Source organism: Novosphingobium sp., from assembly GCF_036803765.1.
In the GTDB taxonomy this organism is placed as follows: Bacteria; Pseudomonadota; Alphaproteobacteria; order Sphingomonadales; family Sphingomonadaceae; genus Novosphingobium.
In genome coordinates, this window is sequence record NZ_DAIRTS010000043.1 from 1 (window position 1) to 16390 (window position 16390).

Sequence of the window (16390 nt, forward strand, 5' to 3'; positions counted from 1 at the left end):
CCCTTGGCCGCCGCCGCCCGGCCCCGCACCCCGGCCGCTTCACGCCGCCGGCCAAGGGCTGGACGCGAGCTGGGACCGCAAGCTCGCGCGCGGCGTCGTCGCGCCCGATGTCACGATCGACCTGCACGGCATGAACCTCGACATGGCGCACGGCCGCCTGCTCGACAGCCTGGCCCAGGCCCTGGCAGTGGGCGCGCGCGTCATCCTGCTAGTGGCGGGCAAGCCGCGCCCGCACGGCGACCACGACTTGCGCGGCGAACGGCGCGGCGCGATTCGGGCCAAGCTGCTCGATTGGCTGGCCGCCAGTCCCTATGCCGATCGCATTGCTGCGGTGCGCCCGGCCCAGCCGCGCCATGGCGGATCGGGCGCGGTCTACATCGTGCTGCGCCGCCCTGCGCGACGCTGAACGCGCGACCCGGGCAGACCCTTACGCGGCCATACGAGATTGCCGCCTGGCCTGCGGCGGCGCACACCGGATCCGCTTCGCGCGCTCCCTGCGCACCCCAATTGCCCGTCGCCGACGCGCGCGCGAAGCACCTTATTCGCGCATAACGGGATATTTCCCGCTTGTTTCGCGTATGCATGCGGCCGGTTCTGACGAAAGGACGCGCCGCGTGCCGACCCTGCTCCTGCTTGCCTGCTCGAACCTGTTCATGACGACAGCCTGGTACTGGCACCTGCGCGGTGGCCCCCATGCGGCAGAGGCACGACCGCTGTGGATGGTGATCGGCATCAGCTGGGGGCTCGCCCTCTTCGAATACTGCCTTGCCGTTCCGGCCAACCGCATCGGCTATGCCCATGGCTGGAGCGCCGGGCAGCTCAAGGTCGCGCAGGAAGCGATCGCGCTCGTCATCTTCGGCGGCTTCATGGTCTTCGTGCTGGGCGAAGCGCTGACCTGGCGGCATCTGGCGGCCTTTGCCTGCCTGATGGGCGCGGTGGCGTTCCTGTTCACCGGTCGCTGACGTCGCCGCTTCGCTGCCGTCACCCTTGCAGGGCGGGGATCTGGACCTACCTGTGGACCAGCGGGTTCAGGACGGGTTGCCGACACGATGGCGGGGAAACGAGAAACGGCATGCATGCCCCCGACGCTCCCGGCGGATTGGGGCGCTTTGTTGCAGAACTATCGCTGGTCCCGCAATCTCGTCGGCGAATCCGGCGGCGCTGTCTATCGGCTGCATGACGGGCAAGGCGCCCCCGACGTGTACGTCAAGCATGGCCGAGACGCGGTGGCCGACGCCATTGCGGAAGAGACGAACCGCCTGCTCTGGCTGGCGCAGCATGTTCCCGCGCCTGCCGTCATCCGTTTCACCGCCACGGACGACGAAGCCTGGTTGTTGATGACGGCATTGCCGGGCGAAACCGCTTACCAGGCTCTGACCTCGGGCACAGCCAGCGGCATCGCGATCGTCGACGCATTGGCGGACTTCCTGCAGCGTCTTCATGCCATCCCGAGCCACGACTGTCCGTTCAACAGTGACCACGTCTATCGGCTCGCCCAGGCACGCCATCGAATCGAGGCCGGACTGGTCGATGAGGACGATTTCGACGTTGCGCGGGAGGGCTGGACGGCAGGCATGGTGTGGGACGATCTGCAGCGACATCTTCCTCTCGCGGTCGACCCGGTGGTCACGCACGGAGACTTCTCGCTCGACAATATCCTGATGTCGGATAGTGTGGTGACCGGCTGCATCGATGCGGGCCGTGTTGGCGTTGCCGATCGTTATCAGGACCTGGCGATCCTCTGGAACTGCCTCGGGGAATTCGGCGCCGCCCTGCAGGACAGGCTTCTCACCGCCTATGGCCTCATCGAAGTCGACCAGAGCAAACTGGATTTCCATCTGCTGCTGGACGAGCTGTTCTGACGCGAAGTGGTTGAATCCCGGATATCTCGCTGCGCCACCACTCGCCTGCAGGCCTGAGACACCCGGACTGTCCCTCGTTTCGATGGCAGGTCCGTCCCTGCGCCGGAACGCTGCGAAACCTGCTCGGGCCACTTAGCCGCCCGCATTCGACCACGGATTGGCAGGCGATGCTGCCGGCGCGGGCGTGTCTTCGGGCGCAGGCACGAGCTGCCAAGCCAGGAACAGGATGCCGGCCGCCCACCACAGCGCGCGCCAGCGGCTAGCGAAGATCGTCGAGAGCCTGGGTCCGAACATGGCGGCGATTGTGCCATGCGATGGTTACCCGGTCGTCAACCGCGAAAATTCTCAGGCGTCACCCTAAGTACCACAACCATAAGGGCTTTGCGTCGTTCTCAGGGGGACCGAACCGCATGAGAAGCCCCCATGAACCGCATCATCCCCCGCGCATTGGCCTGCGCCATCGCCCTTGGCCTTGCCCCCTTGGCCATGACCCCGACCACCGCTGCGCCCGCCGCGCCGGACACCGAATCCGGTCGCTTTGCCGCCTGTGACGATGGGCCGCGCGTGACCTGCGTCGTCGATGGCGACACGTTCTGGTATCGCGGCACCAAGATCCGCATCGCCGACATCAACGCGCCCGAGGTAAGCCATCCCTCCTGCCCGTACGAGGCGCGGCTTGGCGCGGCCGCCACGCGCCGGCTGACGGACCTGCTCAACGCCGGCCGCTTCGCGCTGATGACCGAGGGCCGCGAGACCGACCGCTATGGCCGCGCCCTGCGCGTCGTGGTGCGGCGTGGGCAAAGCCTCGGCGCGGTCCTCGAGTCCGAAGGACTGGCCGAGCACTGGAAGGGTCGGCGCGGCAACTGGTGCGTGTGACCAAACACCGGGCGTGATCATCGCGATCCGGTCTTTTCGCCGTCACACCATCGCCTTATGGGCCGGGGTTCCCACGCCGCTTGCATGATGGTGCATGCTGCGGCGTTGTCCACGAGGTTCCCCCGCCGATGAAGTCCCTTCGCATCCTTGTGCCGCTCGCCGCCAGCCTCGCGCTGGCCGCTTGCGCCGCCCAGCCCCAGCGTTCGTCTTCGGCCGGCCCAGCCCCGATAGCCAACACTGCGACAGGCAACACTGCCCCCGCGCGGACGATCACCGTCGGCATCGCGGCGATCAACGACTTCCACGGCCAGCTCGAGCCCCCGCGCCAGTCGGTCCTGGTCAAAGACGCCACGGGTGCCACGGGGCAGATCCCGGCGGGCGGTGCGGCCTGGCTGGCGTCGGCCATCGACGCGGTGCGCGGGCAATATCCGCTGCACATGACGGTATCGGCCGGCGACATGATCAGTGCCAGCCAAGTGGCGTCCTCGCTCTATCTCGACGAACCCTCGATCGGCGTGATGAACCGCATCGGCGTCGACTTCAACGCGGTGGGCAATCACGAGTTCGACCGCGGCAAGGACGAACTGCTGCGCATGCAGAACGGCGGCTGCGCGCAATTCACCACGCACAAGCCCTGCCAGCTCGAGCCGTTCACCGGCGCGACCTTCCGCTACCTCGCGGCCAGCACGATCGACCAGGCCGGCCATACGCTGTTTCCCGCGACCGGCATCAAGACCTTCGGCACTGGCGCGGATGCCGTGACCATCGGCGTCATCGGACTGACCACGCGCACCACGCCCACGCTGGTCAGCCCGGCCGGAATCGCCGGCCTGACCTTCGAGGACGAGGCCAAGGCGATCAACGCGGCCATCCCCGGCCTCAAGGCCCAGCATGCCAATGCCATCGTCGTGCTGATCCACGAGGGCGGCAAGCAGGACGGCCCGCCCGATCCGCAGGGCTGCAATGGCATGTCGGGTGCGATCCTCGACATCATTCCGCGTCTCGATCCCGGCGTCGACCTGATCGTCTCGGGCCACACCCATGCCGCCTACATCTGCGACTTCGCCGCGCGCGATCCGGCGCACCCGCTGCTGCTGACCAGCGCCGGGCTCTATGGCGAGATGGTCACCGACATCGCGCTGGACTTCGATGCCACCACGCACAAGCTGGTCGCGCGCCGGGCGCACAACGTGATCGTCCAGTCGGACCCCTACCAGTCGGCCACGCGCCTGGTCACGCAGGACAGCCGCTTCCCGGTGTTCGCCCCGCGCGCCGACATCGCGGCTTATGTGAAGAAGTACGTCGATGCCTCGCTCGCCTTCGCGGCGCGGCCCGTCGGCAAGCTGGCGGGCCCCGCCCTGCGCGGGGAGCCGGGCAAGGTCGCCACTGGCGGCACGCTGGGCAACCTCATCGCGGATTCGCAACTGGGCGCCACGCGCAAGGCCGGTGCGGATCTGGCGCTGATGAACCCCTTCGGCATCCGCACCACGCTGGTCCCCGACAAGGACGGCGTCGTCCGCTTCGGCGACATCTATCGCGTCCAGCCGTTCAGCAACGTACTGTTCACGCAAACGCTCACCGGCGCGCAAGTGAAGGCGGTGCTCGAGCAGGGCCTCGACGACGACGGTCCGTGGCAGGCGCTCGCCCCCTCGGCCAATGTCCGCTACACGATCGACGTGACGAAGCCCGTGGGCAGCCGCGTGACCAGCCTCACCATCGGCGGCCGTCCGGTGGTGCCCGCCAAGGCCTACCGCGTCACCGTCAACCAGTTTCTGGCATTGGGAGGCGATACCTTCACCCAGCTGGCGGGCAAGCCCGATCAGGTGCAAGGGCAGAACGATCTCGACGCCCTGCGGGACTGGATTGCCGCCGTCCCGGTCCGCACCGTTCCGGCCGAGGCGCGGGTGACGATCACCGGCCTCTGACAACGCCGCTTGTCCTTGCAGCGCCATGGCGAGACCCCTAACGCTCCTTGCAGAGAGGAAACGCGATGGCGCTGCTGGACAACCCGAAATTCCGCTGGATCTACAATTGCGGGCGCAAGGGGCTATGCCCGCGCTGCGGCAAGGCCAGCATGTTCGATGGCTGGTTACGACTGGCCAAGCGCTGCCCATCCTGCGGGCTCGACTTCTCGTTCGCGCGCGCGGACGACGGCCCCGCCTTCTTCGCGCTGTGCCTCACCGCCTTCCCGCTGACGTTCTTCGCGGTCTGGCTTGAGGTGGCCTACAGCCCGCCCTGGTGGGTTCACCTGGTCACCTCGGTTCCCATCCTCGCCATCGGCTGCCTGGGATCGCTGCGCCCGTTCAAGGGCTGGCTGGTCGCCTCGCAATATGTGAACAAGGCCACCGAAGCCGGCACCGAAGGCCTGTGGGCGAAGATGGAAGGGCGTGACGCGGACATGCCGGGCGGCGACGATACCCGCTAGCACTGAGGCTGCTGGCGGCTCGATCTGTCCGGTGCGGGTTCCCTCCATAATGGAGCCAATTCGCACCAACCAGAATGCAGAATGATGCATTCCGTTACGGGTTGTTGCCGTATGAACCCCGGGTCGCGCCCATGGTGTCGACGAATTTGGGGGACATATGACCATCAAGATCAATGCGTTTGCCATCGTCATGCCGCTGGCATTCGCCACCGTGCCGGCACTGGCTGCGGACGTGCCTGCTGCTGCAACGACCACCACTACGACGACCGTCGCCCCCGCCGCGACCACGTCGATCGTCCTCCCCGCCACGGCATCTGACGTACTGCGTGCCGGCGCCGAGGTCCCGCTCGTCACTGCCGAGGACCTGACCACCAAGGGCAAGGCCTTGCGGGTCGGCCAGCGCGTGCAGATGACCGTGGCTGCCAACGTCGAGCAGGGTGGCGTCGTCGTGATTCCCTCGGGCTCGCCCGCGGTCGCCGAGATCACCGAAGTTCGCAACAAGGGCATGTGGGGCAAGTCGGGCTACATCGCCGCGCGTGCCGTTTCCGTCCGGGTGGCTGACCGCAGCATTCGCCTGACCGGCGCTTTCAACGACAAGGGCGTGACCGGCACCGGCGGTGTCGTGGCCGCTGTCGCCTTCGTTCCGGTCGCTGGCTTCTTCACCACCGGCACCAGCGCGCACATCCCGATGGGCGCGGCGGTCAAGGCCTTCCTTGACGAGGACGTCAGCTTCAAGCGCTGATTTTTGGAACCGGCGGGTTCAGCCCTGGCGGTAATCCGCCAGGATTGCGCCCGCCGCCGCCAGTTCCTCCTCGTGGCTGGCCTCGCGCCACGTCTCGGCGAGTGCCTCGGCTTCCCACTGCCGCATCGCCGGGTGAGCGAGGACATGGTCCACCCAGGCCTGCCCGCGCCCGACATCGAGGCCATAGGTCCGCACGCGGAAAGCGACCGGGGCATAGAACGCGTCGATGGCGGTGAAGGCCTGGCCCGCGAGCCAAGGACCACCGAATCGATCGAGCCCTTCTTCGAACAGTTCGCGCAGCCGCGCCACGTCGTGGACCAGCGCGGCGCGCATCGGGCGCGGCTGGACCCGCACGCCGACATTCATCGTGCAGTCGTTGCGCAGCGCCGCGAAGCCCCCGTGCATCTCGCACACCGCGCACTGCGCGAACGCCCGCGCCCCGGTCTCTTCGGGCCAGACGCCGGGATGACGCTCCGCCAGGTAAAGCACGATGCCCAGCGAATCCCACACGGTCTGCGCGCCATCGACCAGCGCCGGGACTTGGCCGGTGGGCGAAAACGCGCGGAATTCTTCGTAATTGACGGGCTTGGTGAAGGGCTCGAGGCAATCGGTAAAGGCGATGCCGAGCGCCTTCATCAGCACCCAGGGCCGCAGCGACCAGCTCGAATAGTTCCGGTTGGCGGTGATCAACGTATAGCCCATCGAACCTGTCCTCCTGCGCGCAGACCAGCGGGGGCCACGGCCACGCCCGGCAGCGGCACGTCGTTTTTCGATCGCCCGCCCGCTGCTTTGATGCAGGTCATGGCGCCCCGCGCGCACAGTGGCAGGATGGCGGCACCGTTGGAAGAAGGACGATCCCCATGCGCTCCATTCTCTGCCCCATCGATGGCACCGCCACCCTCGACGACCGCCTCGAAACCGCCCTCGCTCTCGCCCGTGCCACGAATGGTCACGTGACCGTGCAGATCGCCAATCCTTTCGCCGAGATGGCCGTGTGGGAGCCGTTCGGCGGCGCGGTGCTGACTGCCGACGTCATGCAGAAGGCCCGCGCCGAAGATCGCGCGCTCGCCGACCAGATCGATGCGCGCCTTGCCCCCCAGGACGTGCCCTTCGACGTCGTCACCGCCGACGAAGCACCGATTCCCGCCGCCGGCGCTGCAGCGCGTTTTGCCGACGCGATCGTCACCAGCCTTGCCGATCCCATGATCGAGGAACTGGTGCTGGGCGTACGCAGCCCGGTGCTGGCGGTGCCCAAGGGCGCCCCGCTGGTGGACTTCACCGGCCCGGCGATGATCGCCTGGGACGGCAGCATTGAGGCCGGACATGCCATGCGCGCGGCGTTGCCTGTGTTGCGGCTGGCCTCGGCCGTGCACCTGGTCACGGTCGATCCCGCGCCCGAGGCGCTGCCGGCCTGCGAGGCCGCCGCCTATCTGTCGCGCCACGGGGTGCATGCGCAAACCCATACCGTGCCGCCCGCCGGCACGATTGCCGCGACGCTGGCCGCGACCGCCACCCGGCTGCAGGCGCGCGTGATCGTGATGGGCCTGTTCGGGCACAGCCGCCTGCGCGAACTGTTCCTCGGCGGCGTCTCGCGCGCGATGCTCGATCACGCGACGGTGCCACTGCTGCTCGCGCACTGAGGGATCGTGACGGGCGGGCATAGCGCGCGGCGAGAGAGCGGCATTGCCGCGTGCCATGGCTGTGGCATGATGCCGGTGAAGGGCGGCACAGATGCGGCCGTCCGTCGCTGGAGATAACCGCCAATGCTGCCCCTCCCCAACCGCCGCATGCTCGTTCCCTGCCTCGCCCTGCTTGCCTCTGGCGCCCTTCTCGCCACCGGCGCCGTGGCCGCGGCACCCGCCTCCCCCGCCAAGCTGGCGGCTGCCGCCACCACCGCAGTTGCCGATCCGGCACGCAGCGCCGCCAACCGTGCGCTCGACGAAAGCCGCATGCCCGCCCAAGTCCTGGCATTCGCAGGCTTCAAGCCCGGGCAGGTCGTGGCAGACTGGGGCGCCGGAGGCGGCTATTATTCCGAACTGATCGCCGACATGGTCGGTCCCAAGGGCAAGGTCCTGGCGCTGGCCGATCCGGCCTATCTCAAGCCCGGCACGCTCGATGCCGTCGCCAAGGCGCATCCCAACGTCGAGATGGTCGTCAAGCCTTCGGCCGAGCAGATGCTGGCGCCGCGCAGCGTCGATGCGATCTTCTCGCACCTCGAATTCCACGATCTCTACCTGCCCGCGGAAAAGGGCGGCACCGAACCGGGGCGCCCGATCGCGCAGACCCTCGCGAACTGGTTCGCGGCGGTGCGGCCCGGTGGCACCGTGGTGATCGTGGATCACGTCGGCCTCGCGGGCAAGCCGGCCGTCGTCGCGGGAACGCTGCACCGGATCGACCCGGCGCAGGTGAAAGCCGACATGAAGGCCGCGGGCTTCGTGTTCGACGGGGAAAGCCCATTGCTGCAGCGCAGCGAAGACGATCACACTGCAATCGTTTTTGCCCCAGGCTTGCGCGGAAAGACCGATCGGTTCGCGCTCAAGTTCCGCCGCCCCGCCTGAAGCGACACCTGCAGTTGCAGTGAACGCAATTATGATTTCGTGTTTCGCATTTGCACAAAGTTACGGATCACGACATAAAGAACCTGCCTTTCAGGCATCCTCTCCCAAACTTTCAAAAGGCCTGGCCGGCAACGGTCGGGCCCTTTTTTTGCCCGGTTGTCAGGGACTTGGTCCTGACGCCATCGCGCTCTGCGGTCGCTTTCCCGACACCTGAGAACCTTCGCGCACGAGCGGCGTTTGAAAACCCGGGCCTGCCATCCTAGCTAGGCCGTACCGGGCAGTTCCGCCCCCAACAGCGAAATGGGCAATGGCAGAGGCACCAACACTGGGCGATCAACGCACCGTCCGCCTGCAGGTCGCGAGCTCGCGGCAGGAGGAATCCGGCCACGGCATCGCGCGGATCAGCCGTGCGGTCATGGGTGCCCTCGGCGTGACCGAGGGCGACGTGATCGAGATCATCGGCAAGCGCAACACCCCGGCCCGCGCGGTCCTGCCCTATCCCGAGGACGAGGGCCTCGAGCTCATCCGCCTCGACGGCCTGCAGCGCGCCAATGCCGACGTCGGCTCGGGCGATCATGTCGAAGTGCGCCGGGTCGAGTCGCGCCCCGCACAGCGCGTGGTCTTTGCACCTGCGCAGCGTGACCTGCGCCTGCAGGGCCCGGCCGCCGCGCTCAAGCGCAATTTCGCCGGCCGCCCGCTGGTGACGGGCGATCTCGTCGCGACCGCGGGGCAGCAGCAGGTCAACCGCGGCGACATGCCCCCTCAGCTGCGCCAGATGCTCAATGCGCCGGCCTTCGCGCTGACGCAGATCCGCCTGACCGTCGTCTCGACCGTGCCCAAGGGCGTGGTCCACATCGACGAAAACACCGAAGTCGAACTGCGCGCCGAGTACGAGGAACCGCGCAGCGGCCGCGCCGACGTCAATTACGACGACGTCGGCGGCATGGGCGACACCATCCGCCAGCTGCGCGAGATGGTCGAGCTGCCCTTGCGCTACCCCGAACTGTTCACCCGCCTCGGCGTCGATCCGCCCAAGGGGGTCCTGCTGCATGGCCCGCCGGGCACCGGCAAGACGCGCCTCGCGCGCGCCGTGGCCAACGAGAGCGATGCCAGCTTCTACACCATCAACGGGCCCGAGATCATGGGGTCCGCCTATGGCGAGAGCGAGAAGCGCCTGCGTGAAGTGTTCGAGGAGGCCACCGCCAACGCGCCCTCGATCATCTTCATCGACGAGATCGACTCGATCGCGCCCAAGCGCAGCCAGGTCACCGGCGAGGCGGAAAAGCGCCTCGTCGCGCAGCTCCTCACGCTGATGGACGGCCTCCACGGCCGCTCCAACCTGGTCGTGATCGCCGCGACCAACCGGCCCGATGCGCTCGACGAGGCGCTGCGCCGTCCCGGCCGCTTCGACCGCGAGATCGTGGTCGGCGTGCCCGACGAGGCTGGCCGGCGTGAGATCATCGGCATCCACACCCGCGGCATGCCGCTGGCGGAAGACGTCGACCTCAGGGAACTGGCCCGCACCACGCACGGCTTCGTCGGCGCCGACCTTGCAGCTCTCGGCCGCGAGGCGGCGATCGAGGCGGTACGGCGGATCATGCCGCGGCTCGACTTCGAGCGGCAGACCATCCCGCCCGAGGTGCTCGACAGCCTGCGCGTCGAGCGTGACGACTTCCTCGAGGCGCTCAAGCGCGTGCAGCCTTCCGCGATGCGCGAGGTCATGGTCCAGGCGCCGACGACCAGCTGGGACGATGTCGGCGGGCTCGACGACGCGCAGGAAAAGCTGCGCGAAGGCGTCGAACTCCCGCTGAAGTCGCCCGAGGCGTTCCATCGCCTCGGCATCCGGCCAGCCAAGGGCTTCCTGCTCTATGGCCCGCCGGGCACCGGCAAGACCCTTCTGGCCAAGGCCGTGGCGAAGGAGGCCGAGGCCAACTTCATCGCGATCAAGTCCTCGGACCTGCTCAGCAAGTGGTACGGCGAGAGCGAACAGCAGATCGCCCGGCTGTTTGCGCGCGCGCGACAGGTTGCGCCTTGCGTCATCTTCATCGACGAGATCGACAGCCTCGTGCCCGCGCGTGGCACCGGGGTCGGCGAGCCGCAGGTGACGGCGCGCGTGGTCAACACGATCCTGGCCGAGATGGACGGGCTGGAGGAACTCCAGTCGGTGGTGCTGATCGGCGCGACCAACCGGCCCAACCTCGTCGATCCCGCACTGCTGCGGCCGGGCCGGTTCGACGAGCTGGTCTATGTCGGCACGCCGAGCGAGGCAGGCCGCGTGCACATCCTCAAGATCCACACCGGATCGATGCCGCTGGCCGCGGACGTCGATCTTGCCGAGGTGGCGCGCGAGACCGCGCGCTTCACCGGCGCCGATCTCGAGGACGTGGTGCGCCGGGCGGGCCTTAACGCCATTCGGCGCGCGGGCGGCAGTGTGCAGTCGGTGAACAAGGCGGACTTCACCGCCGCGCTCGAGGATTCGCGCGCCACGGTGACCGAGGAGATGGAAGCCGAGTACGGACGGATGAAGGGCGAGCTCAAGAAGCGCGCCGTCGAACCCAGCCCGACGATCGGCTTCCTCGCCCCGGGCATGGTGCAGTCCACCCGCGAGTCGAAGCACTGAAGACGCGGGCGGCTTCCCTTAGAGCGTGATGACGTTTCGATGAAACGCCATCACGCTCTAGATATTTGTGCTCGTGCGATTTGTGACAAAAACCGGTTCCCACTTTTTGTCATCGCACTCTAGTGGAGGCCGCCCGTCCAGCCTATGCGCATCAAGCGCCGTAGTTAGTCCCGTCGGACAGGCCGGCTTCTTCGAAGCCCGCCTTGCGCAGCCGGCAGCTGTCGCATTCGCCGCAAGCGCGGCCGTCGGGCAGCGGGTCGTAGCACGACCAGCTCTCACCCGTATTCAGCCCCAGGCGGACCGCTTCCTGCGCGATCTCGGACTTGCGCAAGTGCTGCAGCGGCGCATGGACCTTGACCGTGCCACCTTCGCTGCCGACCTTGGTCGCAACGCGTGCCAGGTCCTGGAAGCCGCCGATGAATTCGGGCCGGCAGTCGGGATAGCCGGAATAGTCGAGCGCATTGACGCCGATGAACAGGTCGCTGGACCCGGCAGCCTCGGCCCATGCCAGCGCCAGCGACAGGAACACGAGGTTGCGCGCCGGCACGTAGGTCACCGGGATGTCGTCGCCCACGCCCGTCTTGGGTACGTCGATCGCGTCGGTCAGGGCCGAGCCGCCGAACTGGCGCAAGTCGAGCGGCAGGATGACGTGGCGTTCGACGCCGAGGCGCTGGGCGATCACCCGCGCGGCGTCGAGCTCGACCCGATGCCGCTGGTTGTAGTCGATGGTGAGGGCGAGCACGCGAAAGCCCTGCTCCTGCGCGAGCGCGGCGCAGACCATCGAATCGAGGCCGCCGGATAGGAGCACGACAGCCAGGGGAAGTTCGGAAGAGTCGGTCATGGCCTTGCGCTAGGCCTGCCGGTCAACGCGGGCAAGCCCCCTGCCGGCGGGCCTCGCCGGCAAACGCGAAGGGCAACCCTTGCGCGATGCCCTGCGTCTCGATCTGGACGAGTTCCTCGTTCTCGAAACGGATGCGGGTCATGCCCGAGCCTGCCGGCCCGCAGCTGTAGCTCACCTGGATTCCCGCGTCGCCGTCCTGCACCACGACCTGGCGGCAGGGAATTCCGCGATGGCGCAACTGGATCAGCGCGCGCCCCTGTTCGAGGCACAGCCGCAGATCCTCGTCACCCGCCTCGCGCGTGCGCACGACCCACTGCCCCGGCGTGATGCGATCGAGCATGGCCAGCGGCTTCTGCGCGCCCGCCGGTGTCGCCACGAAGAAGGCCGCTGCCGCCAGCCCGGAGGCGAGGGCGCGGCGCCCGATTCCGTTTACCATGCAATCCCCCTTTCCACGCAGTGACCTGTCGAATCGGTATAAACCCGTGCTGCGGCCGAATTAAGACTTCCCTGCGCATGGGGACGCAATGGGGGCGGCGCGTGATCGCCACGCCGCCCCGCCTGTCGCGTCATTCGAAGCGGATCGGGAACAGGCGCGAGCAGAACGCGCAGTCGACGACGATCTCGCCATCCTCGTTTTCCATCTCCGCGCGCTCGGCCTCACCGAATCGCGCAAGGATGTCGCGGTAATAGTCGCTGGTGCAGCGGCAACCGCGGGTCAGCACCGGCCCCTTGGTGACGCGCACTTCGTCCTCTTCGTGGAACAGACGCCACACCACCGCCTCGAGGCTGAGGTCGGGATCGGTCAGCTCGTCGGCGCGCAGGCTGCCGGCAAGCGCGGCCACATGCTCCCACTCGGGATGATCGAGCCGGGCATGGAGGCGTTCGCGCCCTTCCTCGCCATCAGGCAAGTGCTGCACTACCATGCCGCCGGCCACGCACTGTCCGTTCTCGGTGTGCACGCCCACGCGGATCAGCGTCGGCACCTGCTCGGACTGGAAGAAATAGCTCTCGCACGCGCGCGCGAGGCTTTCGCCTTCGAGCGGGACGATGCCCTGATATCGCTGGTCCGTCGCGGCGAGATCGAAGGTGATGGCGAGGTAACCGTCACCGAACAGCGCATGCAGCGAGGGATGCGGCCCCAGTTCGTCCAGCCGGGCGCGATCGTGGCGGACATAGCCGCGCACCTCGCCATCGCGGTAATCGCAGGCGAGCAGATCGACCACGCCGCCCTGGGTCTGGGCCTGCAGCGTCAACTGGCCCTGGTCGTCCTTGAGCAGGGCACCCAGCAGCGCGGTCAGGACCAGCGCCTCGGCCAAGAGATTGCGGATCGGCGCGGGATAGGCATGTGCCGAGAGCACCGTGTCGAGCGTCGGGCCAAGCCGCACGAGGCGCCCACGGGCATCGCGCCCGGGCACGGTGAATTGCAGGATCTGGTCGAAACCGGTTTCAACGAATTCGGTCATGGGATCTTTCGGTTCGCGTCTTCAGGCGCCGATATGGGCATCGGGGCGGGATTTTGCCAGCCCGCCCCGATCCCGGCGCCCAGGTCGCGAACCTGATGCGCGACGCGTTCAGATCTGGCCGAACACCCAGCGCAGCACCGACTTCTGCGCGTGAATGCGGTTTTCAGCCTCGTCCCACACAACCGAGCGGGGGCCGTCGATCACCGCGTCGGTGACTTCCTCGTTGCGGTGCGCGGGCAGGCAGTGGAGGAACAGCGCGTCGCCCTTGGCCTTGGCCATCAGCGCCTCGTCGACCTGGTACGGCGCCATTGCCGCCAGCTTGGCCTCGGCATGCGCCTGGCCCATCGAGATCCAGGTATCGGTGACGACCACATCGGCGCCAGCGACGGCCTGCGCGGCGTCGCGATGCAGCGTCACGTTCGCCCCGCCGGCCTTGGCCCGGGCGATGAAGCCGGCGTCGGATTCATAGCCCTCTGGCACGCCGATGCGCACGTTGAACTTCATCAGCCCGGCCGCCTCGACGATCGAGTTGAGCACGTTGTTGCCATCGCCGAGCCACGCCACTTCGAGCCCCGGCAGTGCCTTGCCATGTTCGATCACGGTGAGCAGGTCGGCCATGATCTGGCAGGGATGCGACATGTCGGTCAGGCCATTGATGACCGGCACCGTCGCAAAATGCGCCAGTTCCTCGACCTTGGCATGGTCGTCGGTGCGCAGCATGATCGCATCGACCATGCGGCTGAGCACGCGCGCGGTGTCGGCGATCGTCTCGCCACGGCCAAGCTGCGAGGTGCCTGCATCGAGGATCAGCGCCGAACCGCCCAGCTGGCGCATCGCCATGTCGAACGAGACGCGCGTACGGGTCGAGTTCTTCTCGAACACCATGGCCAGCACGTGCCCGGCCAGCGGTGCATCGGCATCGACGCGGCCCTTGGGCCAAGACTTGCGGGCGGTCTTGCGATCGAGTGCATCGGCCAGCATCGCGGCGACGGCATCCCCGCCGGCGTCGGCCAGGTTCAGGAAATGCCGGATCGTGGTCTCAGTCATTGCAGGTGCGCTCCTCACGCAGCCGGGGCATAGCTCGCGGCCGCAGCCGAGAGCTTTTCCATGAATTCGTCGATGTGGCTGTCGTCGATGACGAGCGGCGGCAGGATCCGGAAGGTCATGTCGCCGGCCGAGACCGTCAGCAGCTGGTGATTGTCGCGCATGTGCGCCACGAACGGGCGCGGCTCGATGCGGCACTTGACGCCGAGCATCAGCCCGCGTCCGCGCACCAGTTCGAACAGGTCGGGATAATTGCCGATAAACTGCTCGAGGCGCGTGCGCAGCCGGTCGCCGGTGGCGCAAACCTGCGCGAGGAATTCCGCGTTGGCGACGACATCGAGCACGGCATTGCCTGCGGCCATCGCCAGCGGGTTGCCGCCATAGGTGCTGCCGTGCGTGCCGAACACCATGCCGCGCGCGGCCTGCTCGGTCGCAAGGCAGGCGCCGAGCGGGAAGCCGCCGCCGATGCCCTTGGCCACGGCCATGATGTCGGGCGTGACGCCGTATTGCTCGTAGGCGAACATCGTGCCGCTGCGCGCGACGCCGCACTGCACTTCGTCGAAGATCAGCATCAGGCCGTGCTCGTCGCACAGCGCGCGCAGACCCTTGATGAAGGCCTCGTCGCCCTCGCGGATGCCGCCCTCGCCCTGGATCGGTTCGACCAGGATGCCCGCGGTCTTGGGGCCGACCAGCGCGCGTGCAGCGTCGAGGTCGTTGAAGTCGACATAGTGGAAGCCGGGCAGCAGGGGCATGAAGCCCTTGTGCATCTTCTCCTGGTCCGACGCGCTGATCGTGGCCATCGTGCGGCCGTGGAACGCGTTGCGGAAGGTGATGATCTCGAACCGTTCCGGACTTTCACCATGATACTGGTGATGCGCGCGCGCGGTCTTGATCGCGCATTCGACCGCCTCGGCACCCGAATTGGTGAAGAACACGGTGTCGGCAAAGGTCAGGTCGACCAGCCGCTGCGCCAGCGTCTCGCCTTGCGGGCTGCCATAGAGGTTGGAGACATGCATGAGCGTCTCGACCTGCTTCTGCAGCGCGCCGATCAGGTGCGGGTGCGAGTGCCCCAGCAGATTGACCGCGATGCCGCTGGCGAAATCGAGATATCGCGTGCCGTCCTCGCCGATCAGGTGGCAGTGTTCGCCGCGCACCGGTCGCACGCCGCACCGGGGGTAGACGGGCATGAGCGGGGTGATGGACATGAGACAGCTCCTGTTGTCGAGAATCGGCAAAAACGGGGAATAGAGAGGCCGCAACGACAAATGGCGGCCCGAGCGGACCGCCATCTGCACGCGTATGTCTGGTTGCAGGCCCCCGGGGCGAACGCGCCCGGGGATCATGCGGCCGGGATCAGTCCTGGCGCGGCACCAGGTTGACCGCCGAGTGCTTGCCTCGTCGATCGACCTCGAGGTCGAACTCGAGCTTGTCGCCCTCGTTCAGCTCGCGCATGCCCGAACGCTCGACGGCACTGATGTGCACGAACGCGTCGGGCTGGCCGTCGTCACGCGTGATGAAGCCGAAGCCCTTCATCGCGTTGAAGAACTTGACCGTTCCGGTGGCCTTCTCGCCGGTCAGCTGGCGCTGCGGGGCAGCGGGCTTGGCCGCCACGGGGATGACGTCGCCAACGACCTGGAGGTCGGCAGCCGAAATCTTCCCGCCGCGATCGACGAGGTTGAATTCCAGGGTCTGGCCCTCGGCCAGGCCTTCGAGGCCGGCACGCTCGACCGCGCTGATGTGCACGAACACGTCTTCGCCGCCGTCTTCACGCTGGATGAAGCCGAAGCCCTTCTGGCCGTTGAAGAACTTGACGACACCCTTGCCGGTGCCGACGACCTGTGCGGGCATGCCGCCACCACGGGGGCCGCCGAAGCCGCCACCACCGCCGCGCGGAGCACCACCGCCGAAGCCGCCGCGATCGCCGCCGCCGAAGCCGCCACGGTCACCGCCGCCGAAACC

The 16390-nt window shown here is 67.7% G+C and carries 18 protein-coding genes; 10 read left to right on the forward strand and 8 right to left on the reverse strand.

The window, feature by feature from the left end; translation table 11 throughout:
* From V7Q48_RS17585 to V7Q48_RS17595, 3 genes are all read left to right on the forward strand, one after another.
* The coding region (locus tag V7Q48_RS17585; RefSeq protein ID WP_333840424.1) for a Smr/MutS family protein at window positions 1-406 on the forward strand (406 nt) is incomplete at its 5' end.
* A gap of 208 nt (window positions 407-614) precedes the next feature.
* Window positions 615-962, forward strand: coding sequence for a DMT family protein (locus V7Q48_RS17590; protein ID WP_333840426.1), 348 nt, complete (start codon window positions 615-617; stop codon window positions 960-962).
* 87 nt (window positions 963-1049) lie between these two features.
* Complete coding sequence (locus tag V7Q48_RS17595; RefSeq protein ID WP_333840428.1) at window positions 1050-1862, forward strand: APH(3')-I family aminoglycoside O-phosphotransferase; 813 nt, start codon at window positions 1050-1052, stop codon at window positions 1860-1862.
* Between the two features lie 132 nt (window positions 1863-1994).
* On the opposite strand, the gene V7Q48_RS17600 is transcribed toward V7Q48_RS17595, so the two are convergent.
* Window positions 1995-2156 (reverse strand): hypothetical protein, encoded by a 162-nt coding sequence (locus tag V7Q48_RS17600; protein WP_333840430.1) that lies wholly within the window; start codon window positions 2154-2156, stop codon window positions 1995-1997.
* A gap of 129 nt (window positions 2157-2285) precedes the next feature.
* Between V7Q48_RS17600 and V7Q48_RS17605 the strand changes: the two genes are divergently transcribed.
* From V7Q48_RS17605 to V7Q48_RS17620, 4 genes are all read left to right on the forward strand, one after another.
* Window positions 2286-2738: a thermonuclease family protein gene (locus V7Q48_RS17605; RefSeq protein WP_333840432.1), complete on the forward strand. Its 453-nt coding sequence runs from the start codon at window positions 2286-2288 to the stop codon at window positions 2736-2738.
* Between the two features lie 128 nt (window positions 2739-2866).
* A complete protein-coding gene (locus V7Q48_RS17610) occupies window positions 2867-4663 on the forward strand; it encodes a bifunctional metallophosphatase/5'-nucleotidase (RefSeq protein ID WP_333840434.1) in 1797 nt (598 codons plus the stop codon).
* Window positions 4664-4728: 65 nt separating this feature from the next.
* A complete protein-coding gene (locus V7Q48_RS17615; protein WP_333840436.1) occupies window positions 4729-5163 on the forward strand; it encodes a DUF983 domain-containing protein in 435 nt (144 codons plus the stop codon).
* Between the two features lie 157 nt (window positions 5164-5320).
* Window positions 5321-5905 carry a hypothetical protein gene (locus V7Q48_RS17620; RefSeq protein ID WP_333840438.1) on the forward strand — a complete coding sequence of 195 codons (585 nt, stop codon included), beginning with the start codon at window positions 5321-5323 and terminating at the stop codon, window positions 5903-5905.
* A gap of 18 nt (window positions 5906-5923) precedes the next feature.
* On the opposite strand, the gene V7Q48_RS17625 is transcribed toward V7Q48_RS17620, so the two are convergent.
* The gene (locus V7Q48_RS17625; RefSeq protein WP_333840440.1) at window positions 5924-6607 is read right to left on the reverse strand and encodes a glutathione S-transferase family protein; all 684 of its coding nucleotides are present in this window, start codon (window positions 6605-6607) and stop codon (window positions 5924-5926) included.
* A 158-nt stretch (window positions 6608-6765) separates the two neighbouring features.
* Between V7Q48_RS17625 and V7Q48_RS17630 the strand changes: the two genes are divergently transcribed.
* The 3 genes from V7Q48_RS17630 (at window position 6766) to V7Q48_RS17640 (ending at window position 11083) form a co-directional block, all read left to right on the forward strand.
* Window positions 6766-7545 (forward strand): universal stress protein, encoded by a 780-nt coding sequence (locus V7Q48_RS17630; protein WP_333840442.1) that lies wholly within the window; start codon window positions 6766-6768, stop codon window positions 7543-7545.
* A gap of 147 nt (window positions 7546-7692) precedes the next feature.
* Complete coding sequence (locus V7Q48_RS17635) at window positions 7693-8463, forward strand: class I SAM-dependent methyltransferase (RefSeq protein ID WP_333840444.1); 771 nt, start codon at window positions 7693-7695, stop codon at window positions 8461-8463.
* Between the two features lie 307 nt (window positions 8464-8770).
* A complete protein-coding gene (locus V7Q48_RS17640; RefSeq protein WP_333840446.1) occupies window positions 8771-11083 on the forward strand; it encodes a CDC48 family AAA ATPase in 2313 nt (770 codons plus the stop codon).
* Between the two features lie 151 nt (window positions 11084-11234).
* Here the strand turns inward: V7Q48_RS17640 and queC are convergent, their stop codons facing one another.
* The 6 genes from queC to V7Q48_RS17670 form a co-directional block, all read right to left on the reverse strand.
* Window positions 11235-11924 (reverse strand): 7-cyano-7-deazaguanine synthase QueC, encoded by a 690-nt coding sequence (gene queC / locus V7Q48_RS17645; RefSeq protein WP_333840448.1) that lies wholly within the window; start codon window positions 11922-11924, stop codon window positions 11235-11237.
* Between the two features lie 22 nt (window positions 11925-11946).
* Window positions 11947-12360: a hypothetical protein gene (locus V7Q48_RS17650; RefSeq protein ID WP_333840450.1), complete on the reverse strand. Its 414-nt coding sequence runs from the start codon at window positions 12358-12360 to the stop codon at window positions 11947-11949.
* Window positions 12361-12490: 130 nt separating this feature from the next.
* Window positions 12491-13387, reverse strand: a complete 897-nt coding sequence (hslO, locus tag V7Q48_RS17655) for an Hsp33 family molecular chaperone HslO (RefSeq protein WP_333840452.1) — start codon at window positions 13385-13387, stop codon at window positions 12491-12493.
* 108 nt (window positions 13388-13495) lie between these two features.
* Window positions 13496-14434, reverse strand: a complete 939-nt coding sequence (gene argF, locus V7Q48_RS17660; protein ID WP_333840454.1) for an ornithine carbamoyltransferase — start codon at window positions 14432-14434, stop codon at window positions 13496-13498.
* 14 nt (window positions 14435-14448) lie between these two features.
* Window positions 14449-15636: an aspartate aminotransferase family protein gene (locus tag V7Q48_RS17665; RefSeq protein WP_333840456.1), complete on the reverse strand. Its 1188-nt coding sequence runs from the start codon at window positions 15634-15636 to the stop codon at window positions 14449-14451.
* Window positions 15637-15784: 148 nt separating this feature from the next.
* Window positions 15785-16390, reverse strand: a 606-nt coding sequence (locus V7Q48_RS17670) for a cold-shock protein (RefSeq protein WP_333840458.1), incomplete at its 5' end; no start/stop codon positions are given.

Coding starts and splice junctions, on each gene's coding strand:
- V7Q48_RS17595 (WP_333840428.1), top strand. CDS start 1,050: ATGGCGGGGAAACGAGAAACGGCATGCATGCCCCCGACGCTCCCGGCG.
- V7Q48_RS17600 (WP_333840430.1), bottom strand. CDS start 2,156: ATGTTCGGACCCAGGCTCTCGACGATCTTCGCTAGCCGCTGGCGCGCG.
- V7Q48_RS17605 (WP_333840432.1), top strand. CDS start 2,286: ATGAACCGCATCATCCCCCGCGCATTGGCCTGCGCCATCGCCCTTGGC.
- V7Q48_RS17610 (WP_333840434.1), top strand. CDS start 2,867: ATGAAGTCCCTTCGCATCCTTGTGCCGCTCGCCGCCAGCCTCGCGCTG.
- V7Q48_RS17615 (WP_333840436.1), top strand. CDS start 4,729: ATGGCGCTGCTGGACAACCCGAAATTCCGCTGGATCTACAATTGCGGG.
- V7Q48_RS17620 (WP_333840438.1), top strand. CDS start 5,321: ATGACCATCAAGATCAATGCGTTTGCCATCGTCATGCCGCTGGCATTC.
- V7Q48_RS17625 (WP_333840440.1), bottom strand. CDS start 6,607: ATGGGCTATACGTTGATCACCGCCAACCGGAACTATTCGAGCTGGTCG.
- V7Q48_RS17630 (WP_333840442.1), top strand. CDS start 6,766: ATGCGCTCCATTCTCTGCCCCATCGATGGCACCGCCACCCTCGACGAC.
- V7Q48_RS17635 (WP_333840444.1), top strand. CDS start 7,693: ATGCTCGTTCCCTGCCTCGCCCTGCTTGCCTCTGGCGCCCTTCTCGCC.
- V7Q48_RS17640 (WP_333840446.1), top strand. CDS start 8,771: ATGGCAGAGGCACCAACACTGGGCGATCAACGCACCGTCCGCCTGCAG.
- queC (WP_333840448.1), bottom strand. CDS start 11,924: ATGACCGACTCTTCCGAACTTCCCCTGGCTGTCGTGCTCCTATCCGGC.
- V7Q48_RS17650 (WP_333840450.1), bottom strand. CDS start 12,360: ATGGTAAACGGAATCGGGCGCCGCGCCCTCGCCTCCGGGCTGGCGGCA.
- hslO (WP_333840452.1), bottom strand. CDS start 13,387: ATGACCGAATTCGTTGAAACCGGTTTCGACCAGATCCTGCAATTCACC.
- argF (WP_333840454.1), bottom strand. CDS start 14,434: ATGACTGAGACCACGATCCGGCATTTCCTGAACCTGGCCGACGCCGGC.
- V7Q48_RS17665 (WP_333840456.1), bottom strand. CDS start 15,636: ATGTCCATCACCCCGCTCATGCCCGTCTACCCCCGGTGCGGCGTGCGA.